Source organism: Cellulophaga sp. RHA19 (genome assembly GCF_002813425.1).
Taxonomy (GTDB): Bacteria; Bacteroidota; Bacteroidia; order Flavobacteriales; family Flavobacteriaceae; genus Cellulophaga.
Genome location: NZ_PHUL01000001.1, coordinates 785,741 through 800,454 on the forward strand (window position 1 = coordinate 785,741; position 14,714 = coordinate 800,454).

16 protein-coding genes are annotated in these 14,714 nt (G+C 33.1%); 9 read left to right on the forward strand and 7 right to left on the reverse strand.

The window, feature by feature from the left end; all coding sequences use genetic code 11:
• The first annotated feature begins 2 nt into the window (after window positions 1–2).
• From AX016_RS03490 to AX016_RS03500, 3 genes are all read left to right on the forward strand, one after another.
• Window positions 3–290: a putative quinol monooxygenase gene (locus AX016_RS03490; RefSeq protein WP_100894290.1), complete on the forward strand. Its 288-nt coding sequence runs from the start codon at window positions 3–5 to the stop codon at window positions 288–290.
• An 82-nt stretch (window positions 291–372) separates the two neighbouring features.
• Window positions 373–924 carry a TetR/AcrR family transcriptional regulator gene (locus AX016_RS03495; protein WP_100894291.1) on the forward strand — a complete coding sequence of 184 codons (552 nt, stop codon included), beginning with the start codon at window positions 373–375 and terminating at the stop codon, window positions 922–924.
• A 58-nt stretch (window positions 925–982) separates the two neighbouring features.
• Window positions 983–1,843 (forward strand): SDR family oxidoreductase, encoded by an 861-nt coding sequence (locus AX016_RS03500; protein WP_100894292.1) that lies wholly within the window; start codon window positions 983–985, stop codon window positions 1,841–1,843.
• Between the two features lie 111 nt (window positions 1,844–1,954).
• On the opposite strand, the gene AX016_RS03505 is transcribed toward AX016_RS03500, so the two are convergent.
• Window positions 1,955–2,464 (reverse strand): acyl-CoA thioesterase, encoded by a 510-nt coding sequence (locus AX016_RS03505; protein ID WP_100894293.1) that lies wholly within the window; start codon window positions 2,462–2,464, stop codon window positions 1,955–1,957.
• A 60-nt stretch (window positions 2,465–2,524) separates the two neighbouring features.
• Complete coding sequence (locus AX016_RS03510) at window positions 2,525–3,472, reverse strand: SPOR domain-containing protein (RefSeq protein ID WP_100894294.1); 948 nt, start codon at window positions 3,470–3,472, stop codon at window positions 2,525–2,527.
• Window positions 3,473–3,576: 104 nt separating this feature from the next.
• Here AX016_RS03510 and dprA point away from each other — a divergent pair, with 104 nt between their 5' ends.
• On the forward strand, window positions 3,577–4,680 hold the full coding sequence (gene dprA, locus AX016_RS03515; RefSeq protein WP_100894295.1) for a DNA-processing protein DprA: 1,104 nt from the start codon (window positions 3,577–3,579) through the stop codon (window positions 4,678–4,680).
• A gap of 275 nt (window positions 4,681–4,955) precedes the next feature.
• Entirely contained in the window at window positions 4,956–5,708 is a 753-nt protein-coding gene (locus AX016_RS03520) for an FKBP-type peptidyl-prolyl cis-trans isomerase (protein ID WP_100894296.1), read from the forward strand.
• Window positions 5,709–5,736: 28 nt separating this feature from the next.
• Here the strand turns inward: AX016_RS03520 and trpS are convergent, their stop codons facing one another.
• A complete protein-coding gene (trpS, locus tag AX016_RS03525) occupies window positions 5,737–6,705 on the reverse strand; it encodes a tryptophan--tRNA ligase (RefSeq protein WP_100894297.1) in 969 nt (322 codons plus the stop codon).
• A 144-nt stretch (window positions 6,706–6,849) separates the two neighbouring features.
• Here trpS and AX016_RS03530 point away from each other — a divergent pair, with 144 nt between their 5' ends.
• On the forward strand, window positions 6,850–7,608 hold the full coding sequence (locus tag AX016_RS03530) for a lysophospholipid acyltransferase family protein (protein ID WP_100894298.1): 759 nt from the start codon (window positions 6,850–6,852) through the stop codon (window positions 7,606–7,608).
• On the opposite strand, the gene AX016_RS03535 is transcribed toward AX016_RS03530, so the two are convergent.
• The 4 genes from AX016_RS03535 to recA form a co-directional block, all read right to left on the reverse strand.
• A complete protein-coding gene (locus tag AX016_RS03535; RefSeq protein WP_100894299.1) occupies window positions 7,605–9,095 on the reverse strand; it encodes an outer membrane beta-barrel protein in 1,491 nt (496 codons plus the stop codon). The genes AX016_RS03530 and AX016_RS03535 overlap by 4 nt on opposite strands.
• A 25-nt stretch (window positions 9,096–9,120) precedes the next feature.
• The gene (locus AX016_RS03540) at window positions 9,121–9,687 is read right to left on the reverse strand and encodes an RNA polymerase sigma factor (RefSeq protein ID WP_100894300.1); all 567 of its coding nucleotides are present in this window, start codon (window positions 9,685–9,687) and stop codon (window positions 9,121–9,123) included.
• A 29-nt stretch (window positions 9,688–9,716) separates the two neighbouring features.
• On the reverse strand, window positions 9,717–10,142 hold the full coding sequence (locus tag AX016_RS03545) for a hypothetical protein (RefSeq protein WP_100894301.1): 426 nt from the start codon (window positions 10,140–10,142) through the stop codon (window positions 9,717–9,719).
• A 139-nt stretch (window positions 10,143–10,281) separates the two neighbouring features.
• Window positions 10,282–11,289 (reverse strand): recombinase RecA, encoded by a 1,008-nt coding sequence (gene recA, locus AX016_RS03550; RefSeq protein WP_100896793.1) that lies wholly within the window; start codon window positions 11,287–11,289, stop codon window positions 10,282–10,284.
• A gap of 292 nt (window positions 11,290–11,581) precedes the next feature.
• Between recA and trhO the strand changes: the two genes are divergently transcribed.
• The 3 genes from trhO to AX016_RS03565 all read left to right on the forward strand — a co-directional run bounded on the left by trhO (window position 11,582) and on the right by AX016_RS03565 (window position 14,712).
• The gene (gene trhO, locus AX016_RS03555; protein WP_100894302.1) at window positions 11,582–12,613 is read left to right on the forward strand and encodes an oxygen-dependent tRNA uridine(34) hydroxylase TrhO; all 1,032 of its coding nucleotides are present in this window, start codon (window positions 11,582–11,584) and stop codon (window positions 12,611–12,613) included.
• Window positions 12,614–12,860: 247 nt separating this feature from the next.
• The gene (locus tag AX016_RS03560; RefSeq protein ID WP_100894303.1) at window positions 12,861–14,240 is read left to right on the forward strand and encodes a PSP1 domain-containing protein; all 1,380 of its coding nucleotides are present in this window, start codon (window positions 12,861–12,863) and stop codon (window positions 14,238–14,240) included.
• Window positions 14,227–14,712, forward strand: a complete 486-nt coding sequence (locus AX016_RS03565) for a gliding motility lipoprotein GldH (protein ID WP_100896794.1) — start codon at window positions 14,227–14,229, stop codon at window positions 14,710–14,712. The genes AX016_RS03560 and AX016_RS03565 overlap by 14 nt, the downstream gene beginning before the upstream one ends.
• Window positions 14,713–14,714: the final 2 nt, after the last annotated feature.

A 14,714-nucleotide genomic window follows, 5' to 3' on the forward strand; every position in this document is an offset into this window, starting at 1 on the left:
TTATGAAAATTTATGTAACCGCAATAATTAAGAGTAAGCCAGAATTTACTGAAGAGGTTAAAGCTGCTTTACAAAATATGGTAGTAGAAACCTTAAAAGAAGAAGCCTGTATAAAATATGACTTACAGCAAAGCTTAACAGATAACAATACATTTATTTTTCATGAGATATGGAAGAATGAAGCTGGTTTAGATTTACACGGGCAACAACCTCACATTGCTAAATTTAAGGTTTTAGCCGCTACAAAGCTCAATGAAAAACCAGTTGTTATTAGAACAAAACTGATTTAAATAAGCCACCATTTAAACTTTTAACAGAAATTTAAAATTAAGGCTTTTGGAATACTTGTTCCAAAAGCTTTACCTTTGCCGTATGAATAAAAAAGAAACCATATTAAAAGCTGCCTTGGAGTTATTAGTAGAAAACGGTATACACGCTACACCAATGTCTGCAATAGCAAAAAAAGCAAATACTGGTATGGGAACTATTTATAATTATTTTGAAAACAAGGAAGCTTTAATTAATGCTATTTATGTAGCTATTAAAGAAGAAGAAAAACAGGTCTTAGATACTGTATTTAATAAAGATTTACCTGTTAAAATTCAGTTTGAGATGTATTATGGTATTGTACTTGACTTTTTTACTAAAAACAGACTATACTTTGGTTTTATGGACCAATTGCAAGCATCTCCAATTATTACAGCAGAAAGCAAAAATGTTGGCTACAACGCCATAGAAGGTGCTATATCTCTTCTATTAAAAGGAAAAAAAGAGCATATTATTAAAAATATAGAAAATGACGAGTTGCTACAATTTATAGGTGGCTCAATACTATCTTATTTAAGATGGATTAATTTACCTAATAACAATAATAAATCCCTTAAAAACCAAATTGACTTGGTTTGGGATGCGATTAAAGAGTAAAAAAATTTGTTTAACAATTGGAATGAATATTCAGTCCATAAAATAAAATTACACAAAAATGAAAAAAAACGTATTAATTACAGGAACATCAACAGGAGTAGGATTAGAATCTGCAATACTGTTTGCTAAAAACGGATACAAAGTATACGCTACAATGCGCAACCTTGAAAAAAGTAATGCACTAAAAGAAAGCATAAAAAAAGACGATCTAGATATAGATATTTTAGAGTTAGATGTAACTAAGCAAGAAACAATAACTAAAGCTGTAGAAACAATTATTAGCAAAGATGGTAAGTTAGATGTATTACTAAACAATGCAGGAGCAGGTTTTGGAAAAACAATTGAACAAGCAACAGAAAAAGAGATAGAATGGGTAACAAACGTAAACTATTTAGGTGTTGTTTACACAACTAAAACAGTATTGCCATATATGAGAAAGCAAAAAAGTGGCCATATAATTACTCTAAGTTCTGTAGGTGGTTTGGTTGGCCAGCCATTTAACGAATTATATTGTGGTGCTAAATTTGCGGTAGAAGGCTTTATAGAGTCCTTAGCAACCTATGTTAGCCCCAGCTTTAACATTAACTTCTCTATTATAGAACCAGGAGGAATTTCTACAGAATTTATGACTTCTGCCATAAAAAATACGGCTGTTAAAGGTGAATTTGCAACTGGAGAATATGCTCCTATTTTTCAAAAATATATGGAAGGCAACCAACAAAGAGCTAATGAAACTTCAGAAAGTACATACCAAACTCCATTACAAGTAGCAGAAGTAATTGCAGAGATATCAAACAACGAGCAGCCTCCTTTACGAGTAAGAACATCTGCATGGGCAGAAGATTTTACCAAATTAAAGACTGCGTTAGATCCAGATGGATTGAAACAAGTACAACAAATAACAAAAACATTTTTATAGTAAAACAAAAAACGGCTTGGATTAATTTCCAAGCCGTTCTTACATATACTCATCAGTATAAAAAATATAAATAATTTATTTTAAACTATTTACAATAAAATATACTAGTTGTTATTTTTCTACAAAAATTGCTTTAAGCTCAGTTGCATCCGCTGGCTTCAATTTTCCTGCTAACACTAAACTTAATTGTTTTCTACGCAAGGCAGCTTCAAAACGCTCAACTTCTAAATCAGTTTCAGGAATTAATGCAGGTACTTCAGTTGGTTTTCCGGTATCATCAACAGCAACAAAAGTATAAATAGCTTCGTTTGCTTTTGTTTTTTCACCACTAAACCTATCCTCTATCCAAACATCAATAAAAATCTCCATAGAAGTCTTAAAAGCTCTAGAAACAGCAGCTTCTACTGTTACAACACTGCCAACAGGAACAGATCTATTAAAAGCAACATGGTTAACAGATGCCGTTACAACTATACGTCTACTATGTCTACGTGCAGCAATACTAGCAGCTCTATCCATACGAGCTAACAGTTCTCCTCCAAACAAGTTATTTAGCGGATTGGTCTCACTAGGGAGTACCAAATCTGTCATAACTGTTCTACTATCTTTAGGTGTATGCATTTTCTATTTTTTAAATTTTGCGCAAAGATACTGCGCTTTTACTTTAAAAAAGAAAATATTTTACTTTACTGAGAGCAACCAAGCGTCTGAAGATACGCTAGATTTTATTTTATTTAGGTAGTTTATACCCTCGTTAGCATCACTAAAACTAGCATAAGCAACTTGGTGTAAACCATACTTATTAACACCAACATACAATGCGTTGTAGCCTTGTTCTTTTAGCTCTTCTATTTTTCTGTTTGCATTTTTTTGCACTCTAAATGCACCTGCAATAACATAATGCTCTTGTGATGCTGGTTTAGCAATAATATCTAAAGATAAAGAAGGCAATTCTAATGGTGTAGCATCAAAAAATGTAGCTTCCTGTATACTTCTAGATATTTGCTCATTGGCATCTTGCTGTGCAACTTCTTGCATAGCAACGGTAGTATTGTAATAACGTAAACCTGTTAATCCTGTAGAAACTGCCAACAAAGCAATTGCTGCATATTTTAAATAAGGTCTAAACGCACTAGTTTTTCTCTTTTCTGGAGTAATGATAAAAGGCACCTCTTCTTCTAAAGCAACTACTTCCTCTTTTAAAACTTCTCTTGTAATTGGTGATGCTACTACGGTAGACAAACCAAAAGATGTAGTTAGGTAATTTACTTGGTTAGCTGGTATAAACTGAATTTTTTCATCTTCGTTTAAAAACAACTCACCAACAGAAGCAAACTTAATTCTTTGCCCTAATTTTAACATTCTCTTCCAATGCTCAACTTCTTTTGTCAACGCTTCTAAAGCTACTTCGTAGGTAGATTTTTCAGCCGTTGCAATATATGTTATTAACAAGCCATCGTTAGACTTTACTTGTTGGTTAAACGAAACTATCTTAGTAGGTGGCGTAAAGGTATTAGTAGCCTCATCTAATTCAGCAGACTTTTTTTGCGTTAAAAAAGCTCCAAACTCAGGTATTACAACACAGTTGTACCTATATAATAATTCTTCAATATATTGTTCTGTTCGCATTGTGGCAAATATTGTAAAAAATCATCTTGCTTTTAACATTTCACTCAACTTTTTATTAACATTTTAATTGTTGTATTTTGTGCTCAATTATAGAAAGCCTCTAAATGACTACAACAGAATTAATTGCGAATTTAAGATTGCAAAGCATTCCGAATATTGGAAGTGTTACAGCCAAAAAATTAATTGCTCATTGTGGCAGTGCTTCTAAAATTTTTAGTAGCACAAAAGCAGAACTTTTAAAAATTGATGGCATTGGCACCTTAAAATTGAAGAATATTTTTGATACAGCTCATTTAGATGCTGCAGAAGAAGAACTTCAATTTATAGAGAAAAATAATATTGAAACCTTATATTTTACAGATGCAGCGTATCCAGATTACCTAAAACACGCTATAGATGCTCCTATTTTATTATTTAAACGAGGTAATATCGATTTAAAAAACAGAAAAATTATTAGTGTTGTGGGTACTCGTAAAATAACAAGTTACGGCACTGCTTTTTGCGAAAAATTTATAGCAGACATAGCTCCTTTAAATCCAGTTATTGTAAGTGGCTTTGCATACGGAGTAGACATTTGTATACAAAAAGAAGCTGTAAAACACGGGTTACAAACTATTGGCTGTTTGGCACACGGCCTAAACCAAATTTACCCAAAAGTGCACAGCAAATACACAGCTGACATAGAAAAAAACGGTGGCTTTTTAACCGAATTTTGGAGCACTAGTACACCAGAACGCGAGAATTTTTTAAAACGAAATAGAATTATTGCCGGTTTAAGTGAAGCCACAGTGGTTATAGAATCTGCAGAAAAAGGCGGAAGCCTAGTTACCGCAGACATTGCGCATAGCTACAATAGAGATGTTTTTGCAGTACCAGGCAGAACCGAGGACAAGTACAGCTTAGGCTGCAACAATCTAATTAAGCAGCAAAAAGCACATATGATAACTTCTGCGGCAGATGTTGTTTATTTATTAGATTGGGAAACTCAAAAAAATAAAAATCAGAATATACAAAAACAGTTGTTTGTAGAGTTAAGCAATTTGGAGCAACAAATACACTCTTATTTACAAACTGAAGGCAAACAATTGCTAGACACTATTGCTTTAGCATGCAACATTCCTGTTTTTAAAACCTCATCTACGCTATTAAATATGGAAATGAAAGGTGCAATTAGACCACTACCCGGAAAACTGTTTGAAGCCATATAAAAATTAGAAAAACACAAAGCAATTTAAATTTACTTACCTCATTAAAAAAAGACTATTTAGTTTAACACTACATAAATTAAACATATAAAAACCCAAAACAAAGTAGTTTACCTCTTAAAATACTCATTAAAACTACAAAGTAAGGCATTGGGTAATGAGCTCTACTCTAGAGTAGAAACTAATTAGTTTGTTTTTAGTTTTTTCTAAATAGAAATAAACCAGTGAAGAAATACTACTGATTTTGGTTATTTTCGTACAAAAATATAAATCATAAAATGAAAAAATTAGTAATTGCAGCAATAGCTCTTTTTATAAGCACAGCAAGTTTTGCTCAAAAAAAGAAAGACTTAATAAAGGAAGTAGCCGCTTTAAAATCTGAAGCCTCTACCCTAAAAAACGAGTTAAATCAGCTTAAAAAAGCTAAAGAAGTAAACCTAAACGACAGTATACACAAGTTTAGTTATGCATTTGGTGTAGAAATAGGAAGTAGCTTAAAATCTGTAGGAGTACAATCTATAAATTATGATGTTTTTGCGGTTGCATTAGAAGAAACTTTAAATGGCAACGAAAAAATTACTAAAGTAGATGCTAGCGATTTAATTCGTAAAAACATTTCTGAGCATAAAGAAAAAGAAGCAAAAAGACAACGTGAAGAAGGCGAAAACTTTTTAGCTAAGAACGCTAAAAGAGAAGGCATAAAAACTACAGAAAGCGGATTACAATACGAGATTTTAACTCCTGCAGATGGCCCAAAACCTACGGCAGATGATAAAGTAGAAGTACATTATGAAGGCAAACTTATAGACGGAACTATTTTTGATAGCTCTATACAACGCGGAGAATCTATTGTTTTTGGTGTATCACAAGTTATAAAAGGATGGACAGAAGCATTACAATTAATGTCTGTTGGCTCTAAATATAGAGTATACATTCCGCAAGAACTAGCTTATGGAGAAAGAGGAGCAGGAGGCCAAATACCTCCTTACGCCGCTTTAATTTTTGATGTAGAATTAATTTCTATTAAATAAAAAGAACCCAGTATAATAAGGGCAAAAGTTAATAACCAACTTTTGCTCTTACTCTACTTAATACCTCATTTGCAACCTCTGTTGCTTTTGCTGCTCCTATTGCCAAAGCAGCATCTACTTCTTCTAGGTTATTCATATAATACTCATACTTTTCACGAGCATCTGCAAACTTAGCTACAATAACCTCAAACAATTCTTGCTTTGCGTGTCCGTAACCATAGTTACCACCTTTATATTTAGCATGCATTTCTTCAACCTGTTCTGGTGTTGCTAATATTTTATACAACTCAAACACATTATCACCTTCTGGCTCTTTAGGATCTTCCATTGGTGTACTATCTGTCTGGATACCCATTATTTGCTTACGCAACTTCTTATCTGTCTGAAACAAATTAATTAAGTTTCCCTTACTCTTACTCATTTTATCGCCATCTGTACCAGGAATAAATTTAGACTCCTCTTGCACTTTACCTTGTGGCAATACAAATGTTTCTCCTAATTGCGCGTGAAACCTAGAAGCTACATCTCTTGTGATTTCTAAATGTTGCATTTGATCTTTACCCACAGGCACAATCTCAGCATCATATAACAATATATCTGCAGCCATTAACATTGGATAAGTAAATAAACCAGCGTTAACATCGTCTAACCTGTCTGCCTTATCTTTAAAAGAATGTGCTAAGGTTAATCTTTGATACGGAAAAAAACAGCTCAAATACCATGATAATTCTGTTGTTTGCGGAACATCGCTTTGTCTGTAAAAAACAGTTTTTTCAATATCTAAGCCAAAAGCAAGCCAGGTAGCAGCTACAGCATAAGTATTGTTACGCAATTCTTCTCCATTTTTTATTTGCGTTAGCGAATGCATATCTGCAATAAAAAGAAAAGATTCATTTTTTGGGTCGTTTGCCATATCTATAGCTGGCATAATTGCACCCAAAATATTACCTAAATGCGGCACTCCCGTGCTCTGTACTCCTGTTAAAACTCTTGCCATTTTATTTAAAATAATTGTAAAAATCAAAGGTAATGCAAATAGAAGAATAGACCAACATTTTGGTTTTTGGTTTTTTTAGTTTGATATTATTTAAAAAGTAAACTTTTTTAACCATAGTTTTAATTAATTGCTATTTTTGAAGCTATGTTCACTTTTATTAAAAACATAGGTCACCTAATTTACCGCATTTGGTTTTACATACTTGTGGCATTACCTATACTCTTATTTTTTCCGTTATTATTTATCTTTTGCATTAAAGAAAAATGGTATCCATACTTTTTTTGGTTAGCACGCAACCTTTGGGCAAGACCTATTTTATTAGGTATGGGTTGCCCGCAACAAATAAAAAGAGAACAAAAGATAGAAAAAGGAAAAAGCTATATGCTAGTTGCAAACCATACTAGTATGTTAGACATTATGCTAATGTTACGCGCTAGTAGAAACCCCTTTGTGTTTGTGGGCAAAAAAGAGTTGGTTAAAATTCCGCTATTTGGTTTCTTTTACAAACGTGTGTGTATTATGGTAGACCGCAGCAATACCAAAAGTAGAACTGCTGTATATATGCGTGCACAAAGAAGACTAAAACAAGGACTAAGTATTTGTATTTTTCCTGAAGGTGGCGTACCAGAAGAAGACGTTATTTTAGATGAGTTTAAAGATGGCGCTTTTAAGATGGCTATTGCTCATAAAATACCTATTGTGCCAATGACATTTTTAGACTGTAAAAAAAGATTTTCTTTTACCTTTTTTAGTGGAAGTCCGGGTTTATTGCGCGTAAAAATTCATTCCTTTTTTGAAACCAATGAGCTAGACGAAGAACATAAAGCAACATTAAGAGAAGATGTACGAAACGTTATACTTAAAGAGCTGCAAAGTAAAAAACCAACTGGTATATCTTTTTAAAACTTAAAGCTAAGACCACTATACACACCCATAGAAAAAGGCTGAAAATCTCCAGAAGTATTAGAAAATGTATTTAACTGATACTTAAACATTGGCTCTACACTTAGCTGCATATTAGGCGTAAACTTATAGTTTAATCCAAACCCAATATTGGTGCTAAAATTAAGACTGTTTATATTATTAGACTCTCCTATTTTAGTTACTAAATTTTCCGATTCTAATGAGATAGAATCATCTACCAAAAACAAAGAACTTACACCACCAATTAAATGCACACCGAAATTACCATCTATTAGCGCATAATTAAGCTCTAAAGGAACTTCTAAATACCCAAATTGTTGTACCATTTTACCTTCTCTACTTGTGCTTTTAGCGGCATAACTAACCTCTTCTAACTTAGAATTACTAGGTTCCGAAAGTACATCTCTATTAGTTTGTATAACAATACTCTCTGCACTTGCATTATAATCTATAGTATTAACCATACTATTACTTGCCGGATCAAATGCAGACTTAAAAAACACATTATTGGTATTATAGCCATAATCTACTTTATGCACACCAGAGCGGATACTCAATTTTTTACTTACCTCATAAGCCACAGTTACACCATAACTCATATTTACATTACCGGATTTTGAGTTAGATACAAAACTAGGATCTACTGGAGAACCATCTTTTAAAGAATTAAAATACACAGGTGCAACATTAGCTCCTACAGACCATTTGTCCGTTTTGGCAGACGCAACAGTTTCTTCCTTGTTCTCTTTTATGGCATCGTAAATAGATTTTTTACCAACAGTATCAATATCTACAACAGCTTTTTCTATTTGTTTAGACAAAAATTCTTCTTTTTTATCTTTTAAGACCGATAAAGACTTTGCTTCAACATTATCCACATTACCAGCCTCTAAATTCTCTTGCTTAGCATTTTTATTCTTTATTGAAGCATCTGCAACATTATTAGAATATCCATTTTTAGCTTCTAAAGAAGTATTGCCCTCTCTATTTACTCTATAGCCACTCTTTTGTGTCGCTGCAAAAGCATTAAAACTAGCATTTTTTTTATGAGCAACAGATGTATTTTTTACAACTGAAGTTTCCTTATTCTTTTTAGTACTAGTTGTACCAACAACTACTTCTTCTTCAATATTTAAATCCGACTTACTGTCATTAGATGCATCTTTCTCAATTATGTTAGCATCTTTACTAACAACCTCAACATTAGTATTAGGCAATACCTTTTCTGTATCTGTAATTACTGGCACTACTGCATTATCATTCTTAAAAAAAGGTTTTATTGCAAAAAACAATAGCGCTAAAGCAGCAGCTATTCCTCCAAGCTTCCACCAAATAGGAATTACAAGTCTATCTTTTTTCTTTTGGTCTAAAGACATATTAAGCTTCTGCCACACTTTTTCGTCTGGCACATCTCCAAAGTCCTTAAACTTATCTTGAAAAAGCTTGTCTAAATTTTCTTTACTCATTTTATATAATATAAACTACATACAATTACCATTGCAGAAGACAAAACAGCACTATTGCTACTACTATTTTTAATTTTGTTTTTTCTATTTTACCCTTTAAAATTTGTCGTGCTCTAGCCAAATTAGACTTAGATGTCCCTGCTGTTGTACCTAACAAATCTCCTATTTCCTTGTGCGTATAGCCGTCTAATACATATAAATTAAATGTTGTCCTGTATTTGTACGGCAACTCTTGTATATAACCTAGTAAAACAGACAATGAAGGTGAACTTTCGCCCACCTCTATTTCTACAGGCTCTTCTATCTCCTCTTCTTGTTTAATTGCTACATAGCTCTCTTTTCTATACTTCTGTAAAACAGTATTTACAGTAATGCGCTTTATCCAACCATCAAAAGAGCCATTAAATTTAAACTGACCAATTTTATCAAAAATGGTCATAAAACTATCGTGTAAATTATCTTCTGCCTCAACTTTGTTTTTAGAATATTTTAAACAAACACCATAAAGCATAGGTGCGTAATGGCGATAAAGTTGCTCTTGCGCAGCTCTATTACCCTTTACACAATTATGTATAGTTTCGTTTAAGTCCAATAAAGATATACTAGTTGGTTATAAATATTTTATTCGTTTACTGGTACCGCAATCTCTATGTACTGGTCTTCACCATCTGAGTTTTGTCCTGTCCAGAATTTAAATAAATAATCTTCTTTATAGATTACTTCAAAGTCAAAAGAGACCTCTACCTCTTCTGTACTTTCTTGGCAATCATTACTACCAGTTAACTCTGTACCAATTGGGTACACTTCACGCTCTGTTAATTGGTGTTTATGAATATCAAAACCCTCAAAATAAGTACAAGTATTTGGACTCGCATAAGTAACAAAAATGGTATACTTTTCTCCAAACTCAAAAGCTTCAGGAACCTCTGCACTTATTACCTCTAAATTTACATATTTAAAATTAGTATTATCATCATCATCTAAAGAACAAGCCGTAAAGGAAAAACTCGCTATCACAAGCATTAAAATACTTAAACTTTTTTTCATCTGTAATAAAATTAATAGTTACTCCTTAGATGGTCTATAAACAGTAAGGTTGCGTTAAAAACAACAAAATCCCGAAAAAATCGGGATTTTGTAGAATTTTCCTTCTAAAAGCAAAAGGAATTGTAATTTTTGTATAAAATTATTCGGCAAGAGCCTTAATAGCATCTTTAATTTTAACCTCTAACTCTTCAAGCAATTCTGGGTTATCTGCTAATATATTTTTAACAGCATCCCTACCTTGACCAAGTTTAGTATCGCCATAACTAAACCAAGACCCACTTTTCTTAATTATTTCGTACTGCACACCTAAATCTAAAATTTCTCCCACTTTAGATATACCTGCTCCATACATAATATCGAACTCAGTAGTTCTAAATGGTGGTGCAACTTTGTTTTTAACAACCTTAACACGTGTTTTGTTACCTAAAACATCACCATCTGTACTTTTAATTTGTGTAGACCTTCTAATATCTAAACGTACAGAAGCGTAAAATTTTAATGCATTACCACCAGTAGTAGTTTCTGGGTTACCAAACATAACTCCAATTTTTTCTCTTAACTGGTTAATAAATATAACAGTACAATTAGTTTTACTAATAGAACTAGTTAACTTACGTAATGCTTGTGACATAAGTCTTGCGTGTAATCCCATTTTAGAATCACCCATTTCACCTTCAATTTCACTCTTAGGCGTTAAAGCAGCAACAGAATCCACAATAACTATATCAATAGCACCAGATCTAATTAAATTATCTGCAATTTCTAAAGCCTGCTCACCATGGTCTGGCTGAGAAATAATTAAATTATCTATATCTACTCCTAATTTTTCTGCATAAAAACGATCAAAAGCGTGCTCTGCATCAATAAATGCTGCAATACCACCTGCTTTTTGCGTCTCTGCTATAGCGTGCAACGTTAATGTAGTTTTACCAGAAGATTCTGGACCGTATATTTCTACCACTCTACCACGTGGATAACCGTTTACACCTAAGGCAATATCTAAACCTAAAGATCCGGAAGAGATAACAGCTACATCCTCTACAACTTTATCACCCATTTTCATTACAGCACCTTTACCGTAAGTCTTATCTAGCTTGTCTAAAGTTAATTTTAACGCTTTTAATTTTGCTTCTTTTTCGTTGCTCATTTTTAATAGTGTTTGTACCGCTAAATTACCACTTCTTTTGTCATAATACAATGCCAACGCAACCTTTTTACCAAAGCCGCATCTACAAGGTGTGTTCACTTTCAATCCTAAAACGAAGGCGCCCTAGGATTCCGTTATTCTAAGGCAAAATTATTTTTTCTGCTTTGTTGATTAAGTAGAAAAAAGCATCTAAAAAGGACCTAACTATGTGTTAAGGTCCTTTTTTGTTGCCTAAAAGTGTAATAGTTTTTACCTTTGCCGCTATTCTTTAACTTAATAAAATTAGTATAGCATGCAACTGTACAATACATTAAGCGCCAAGGAAAGAGCAGCCCTTATTGAAGAGGCTGGTAAGGAACGCCTAACCATTTCTTTCTACAAATATGCGCACATAGGCAACACCTCTTTATTTAGAGATCACCTTTTTATTACCTGGGACCAGATGGATGTTCTTGGTCGTATTTACGTAGCCACAGAGGGTATAAATGCCCAATTATCTGTTCCTGCAGAAAATTTTAATGCCTTTAAAGAGCATTTAGATAGCATTACTTTTTTAGAAAATGTACGATTAAACATAGCTATTGAACAAGACAACATGTCCTTTTTAAAGCTAAAGGTAAAAGTGCGTAACAAAATTGTTGCAGATGGCTTAAATGATGACTCTTTTGATGTTACAAACAGAGGAGTACACGTTAATGCTGAAAAATTTAATGAGCTTATTGAAGATCCAAATACTGTTTTGGTAGATATGCGCAACCATTACGAGAGTGAAATTGGTCACTTTAAAAATGCTGTTACACCAGATGTGGACACTTTTAGAGATTCTTTAGATATTATAGAAAACGATTTAAAAGACCATAAAGAAGACAAAAAACTAGTAATGTATTGCACAGGGGGCATCCGTTGTGAAAAAGCCAGCGCATACTACAAACACAAAGGTTTTAAAAATGTATACCAACTAGATGGCGGTATTATAGAATACACTAGACAAGTAAACGATAAAAACTTAGAAAATAAGTTTATTGGCAAAAACTTTGTTTTTGACCACAGAAGAGGAGAACGCATTACTAATGATGTAATTGCAAATTGTCACCAATGTGGAGAACCTTGTGACGAGCACGTAAATTGCGCTAATGAAGCTTGCCATTTATTGTTTATACAATGTAAAAAATGCGCTGCAGAAATGGACAATTGCTGCTCCACAGAATGTAAAGATATACACGCATTACCTTTTGAAGAGCAAAAAGAATTGAGACGCGGAAAAACCGTTAGCAACAAAATATTTAAAAAAGGAAGATCTGAAGTTTTAAAATACAAAAAGTAAGACTTTTACAAACTCAAAAATACATTTTAAAGGCAGTTAAAATCAAGAGATTTTAACTGCCTTTTTTAATTAAAACTGACTCATTCTTAAGACTGAATTTTCAATTTTACATAATTAACATTATGCAATAAAGTACCTCCTTATTATTTTCAACTTAAAAATAGTATCTTTACGGTTAAGTAAATTAATATGAACCTTTTTTGACAAAAAGCAGCTTTGTTTTTTTAGTCAAATCAATATATATAATATGGGTTGTAGCAGTTGTTCAACTGGTAAAGACGGCCAACCAAAAGGATGTAAGAACAATGGTACTTGCGGAACAGATGGCTGTAATAAATTAACGGTTTTTGATTGGCTTTCTAATATGTCGTTGCCAAACGGCGCAGAGCCTTTTAATTGCGTAGAGGTACGCTTTAAAAACAGTAGAAAAGAATTTTTTAAAAATACAGATAAGTTATCTCTTGCAATAGGAGACTTAGTAGTAACCGAGGCCAAATCTGGTTATGATGTTGGTATGGTAACACTTACAGGCGAGCTTGTTAGAGTTCAAATGAAAAAGAAAAAAGTTGCTATAGATAGTGAAGATGTTTTAAAATTATACAGAAAAGCAAACCAGAAAGATGTAGACACATGGCAAAATTGCAGAGATCGTGAAGAAGCCATAAAAAAACGCGCTAGAGAAATTGCAATTGCATTAAAACTGCAAATGAAAATTTCTGATGTAGAGTTTCAAGGAGATGGCTCTAAGGCTACATTTTACTACACCGCAGAAGATAGAGTAGATTTTAGACAGCTGATAAAAGATATGGCAAAAGCATTTTCTATTCGTATAGAAATGCGTCAAATTGGATACAGACAAGAAGCACAACGCTTAGGAGGTATTGGCTCGTGTGGCAGGGAATTATGTTGCTCTACTTGGTTAACAGATTTTAGATCTGTTAGTACAGCTGCAGCTCGTTACCAACAGCTTTCTTTAAACCCACAAAAACTTGCTGGCCAATGTGGCAAGCTTAAGTGCTGTTTAAATTATGAGTTAGATGTATACCTAGATGCCTTAAAGGACTTTCCTGGTCAAGACACAAAAATATTTACAGAAAAAGGAGTTGCTTATTGTCAAAAAACCGACATTTTTAAGGAGATGCTATGGTTTTCATACAAGGATGATCCCGCTAACTGGCATATGCTTACCAAGCACCAAGTAAATGAACTTGTTGCCTTAAACAGACAAAAAGAGAGAATTACTAGTCTAGAAGATTATGCTGTAGAGGATGTAATTGAAGAAAAAGCAATGGTGTTTGAAAATGTTGTTGGCCAAGACAGCTTAACACGTTTTGACAAGCCTAAAAAACCTAACAAAAAGAGGCGCAACAATAACAATAAAAAGCGCAACAACAACAACAACAACAACAACAACAACAACAACAACAACAACAACAACAACAACAACAACAACAACAACAACCCTAAAGGTAAAAGGCCAAAACCAAAATCAAAACCTAACCCTAACAACAAGGAAAATAACGCCAAAAGCCCGGCTAAAAAAAGACCTGTTGCAAACAAAAAAAATAACAACCCAAATAGCAACAACACTAACAAAAAAAGACCCACAAAAAATGCTAAGAAATAGTTTTATCATTTTTTTACTTGTACTCTTAGGAGCTTGCAACTCTAACATTGTAGAAACCAAATACAAGGCAACCAAAAATGGTGTCTGGAATAAAGATGAACCCGTAGATTTTTCTTTTAATGCCCCAGATACAATAAACAGATATAATGTTTTTATCAATCTAAGAAATGACAACACATTTCCTTACAGTAACTTATTTTTAATATCAGAATTAAGTTTCCCAAATGGAACCATTATAAAAGATACTTTAGAGTATCAAATGGCACAACCAAACGGCGAATGGCTAGGTAAAGGCAATGGCAGCGTTAAAGAAAATAAACTATGGCTTAAAGAAAACATCGTTTTTCCAGAAAACGGCGTATATACATTACAAATATCACAAGCTATGCGTAAAAACGGAAGCGTTAATGGCGTAGCAAATTTAGAAGGCATCACAGATGTTGGGTATCAAATAGAAAAAATTAAAGAATAGCA

What these genes read in the sequence shown, in the direction of transcription:
- AX016_RS03490 (WP_100894290.1), top strand. Translation starts at nt 3, where the DNA reads ATGAAAATTTATGTAACCGCAATAATTAAGAGTAAGCCAGAATTTACT.
- AX016_RS03495 (WP_100894291.1), top strand. Translation starts at nt 373, where the DNA reads ATGAATAAAAAAGAAACCATATTAAAAGCTGCCTTGGAGTTATTAGTA.
- AX016_RS03500 (WP_100894292.1), top strand. Translation starts at nt 983, where the DNA reads ATGAAAAAAAACGTATTAATTACAGGAACATCAACAGGAGTAGGATTA.
- AX016_RS03505 (WP_100894293.1), bottom strand. Translation starts at nt 2,464, where the DNA reads ATGCATACACCTAAAGATAGTAGAACAGTTATGACAGATTTGGTACTC.
- AX016_RS03510 (WP_100894294.1), bottom strand. Translation starts at nt 3,472, where the DNA reads ATGCGAACAGAACAATATATTGAAGAATTATTATATAGGTACAACTGT.
- dprA (WP_100894295.1), top strand. Translation starts at nt 3,577, where the DNA reads ATGACTACAACAGAATTAATTGCGAATTTAAGATTGCAAAGCATTCCG.
- AX016_RS03520 (WP_100894296.1), top strand. Translation starts at nt 4,956, where the DNA reads ATGAAAAAATTAGTAATTGCAGCAATAGCTCTTTTTATAAGCACAGCA.
- trpS (WP_100894297.1), bottom strand. Translation starts at nt 6,705, where the DNA reads ATGGCAAGAGTTTTAACAGGAGTACAGAGCACGGGAGTGCCGCATTTA.
- AX016_RS03530 (WP_100894298.1), top strand. Translation starts at nt 6,850, where the DNA reads ATGTTCACTTTTATTAAAAACATAGGTCACCTAATTTACCGCATTTGG.
- AX016_RS03535 (WP_100894299.1), bottom strand. Translation starts at nt 9,095, where the DNA reads ATGAGTAAAGAAAATTTAGACAAGCTTTTTCAAGATAAGTTTAAGGAC.
- AX016_RS03545 (WP_100894301.1), bottom strand. Translation starts at nt 10,142, where the DNA reads ATGAAAAAAAGTTTAAGTATTTTAATGCTTGTGATAGCGAGTTTTTCC.
- recA (WP_100896793.1), bottom strand. Translation starts at nt 11,289, where the DNA reads ATGAGCAACGAAAAAGAAGCAAAATTAAAAGCGTTAAAATTAACTTTA.
- trhO (WP_100894302.1), top strand. Translation starts at nt 11,582, where the DNA reads ATGCAACTGTACAATACATTAAGCGCCAAGGAAAGAGCAGCCCTTATT.
- AX016_RS03560 (WP_100894303.1), top strand. Translation starts at nt 12,861, where the DNA reads ATGGGTTGTAGCAGTTGTTCAACTGGTAAAGACGGCCAACCAAAAGGA.
- AX016_RS03565 (WP_100896794.1), top strand. Translation starts at nt 14,227, where the DNA reads ATGCTAAGAAATAGTTTTATCATTTTTTTACTTGTACTCTTAGGAGCT.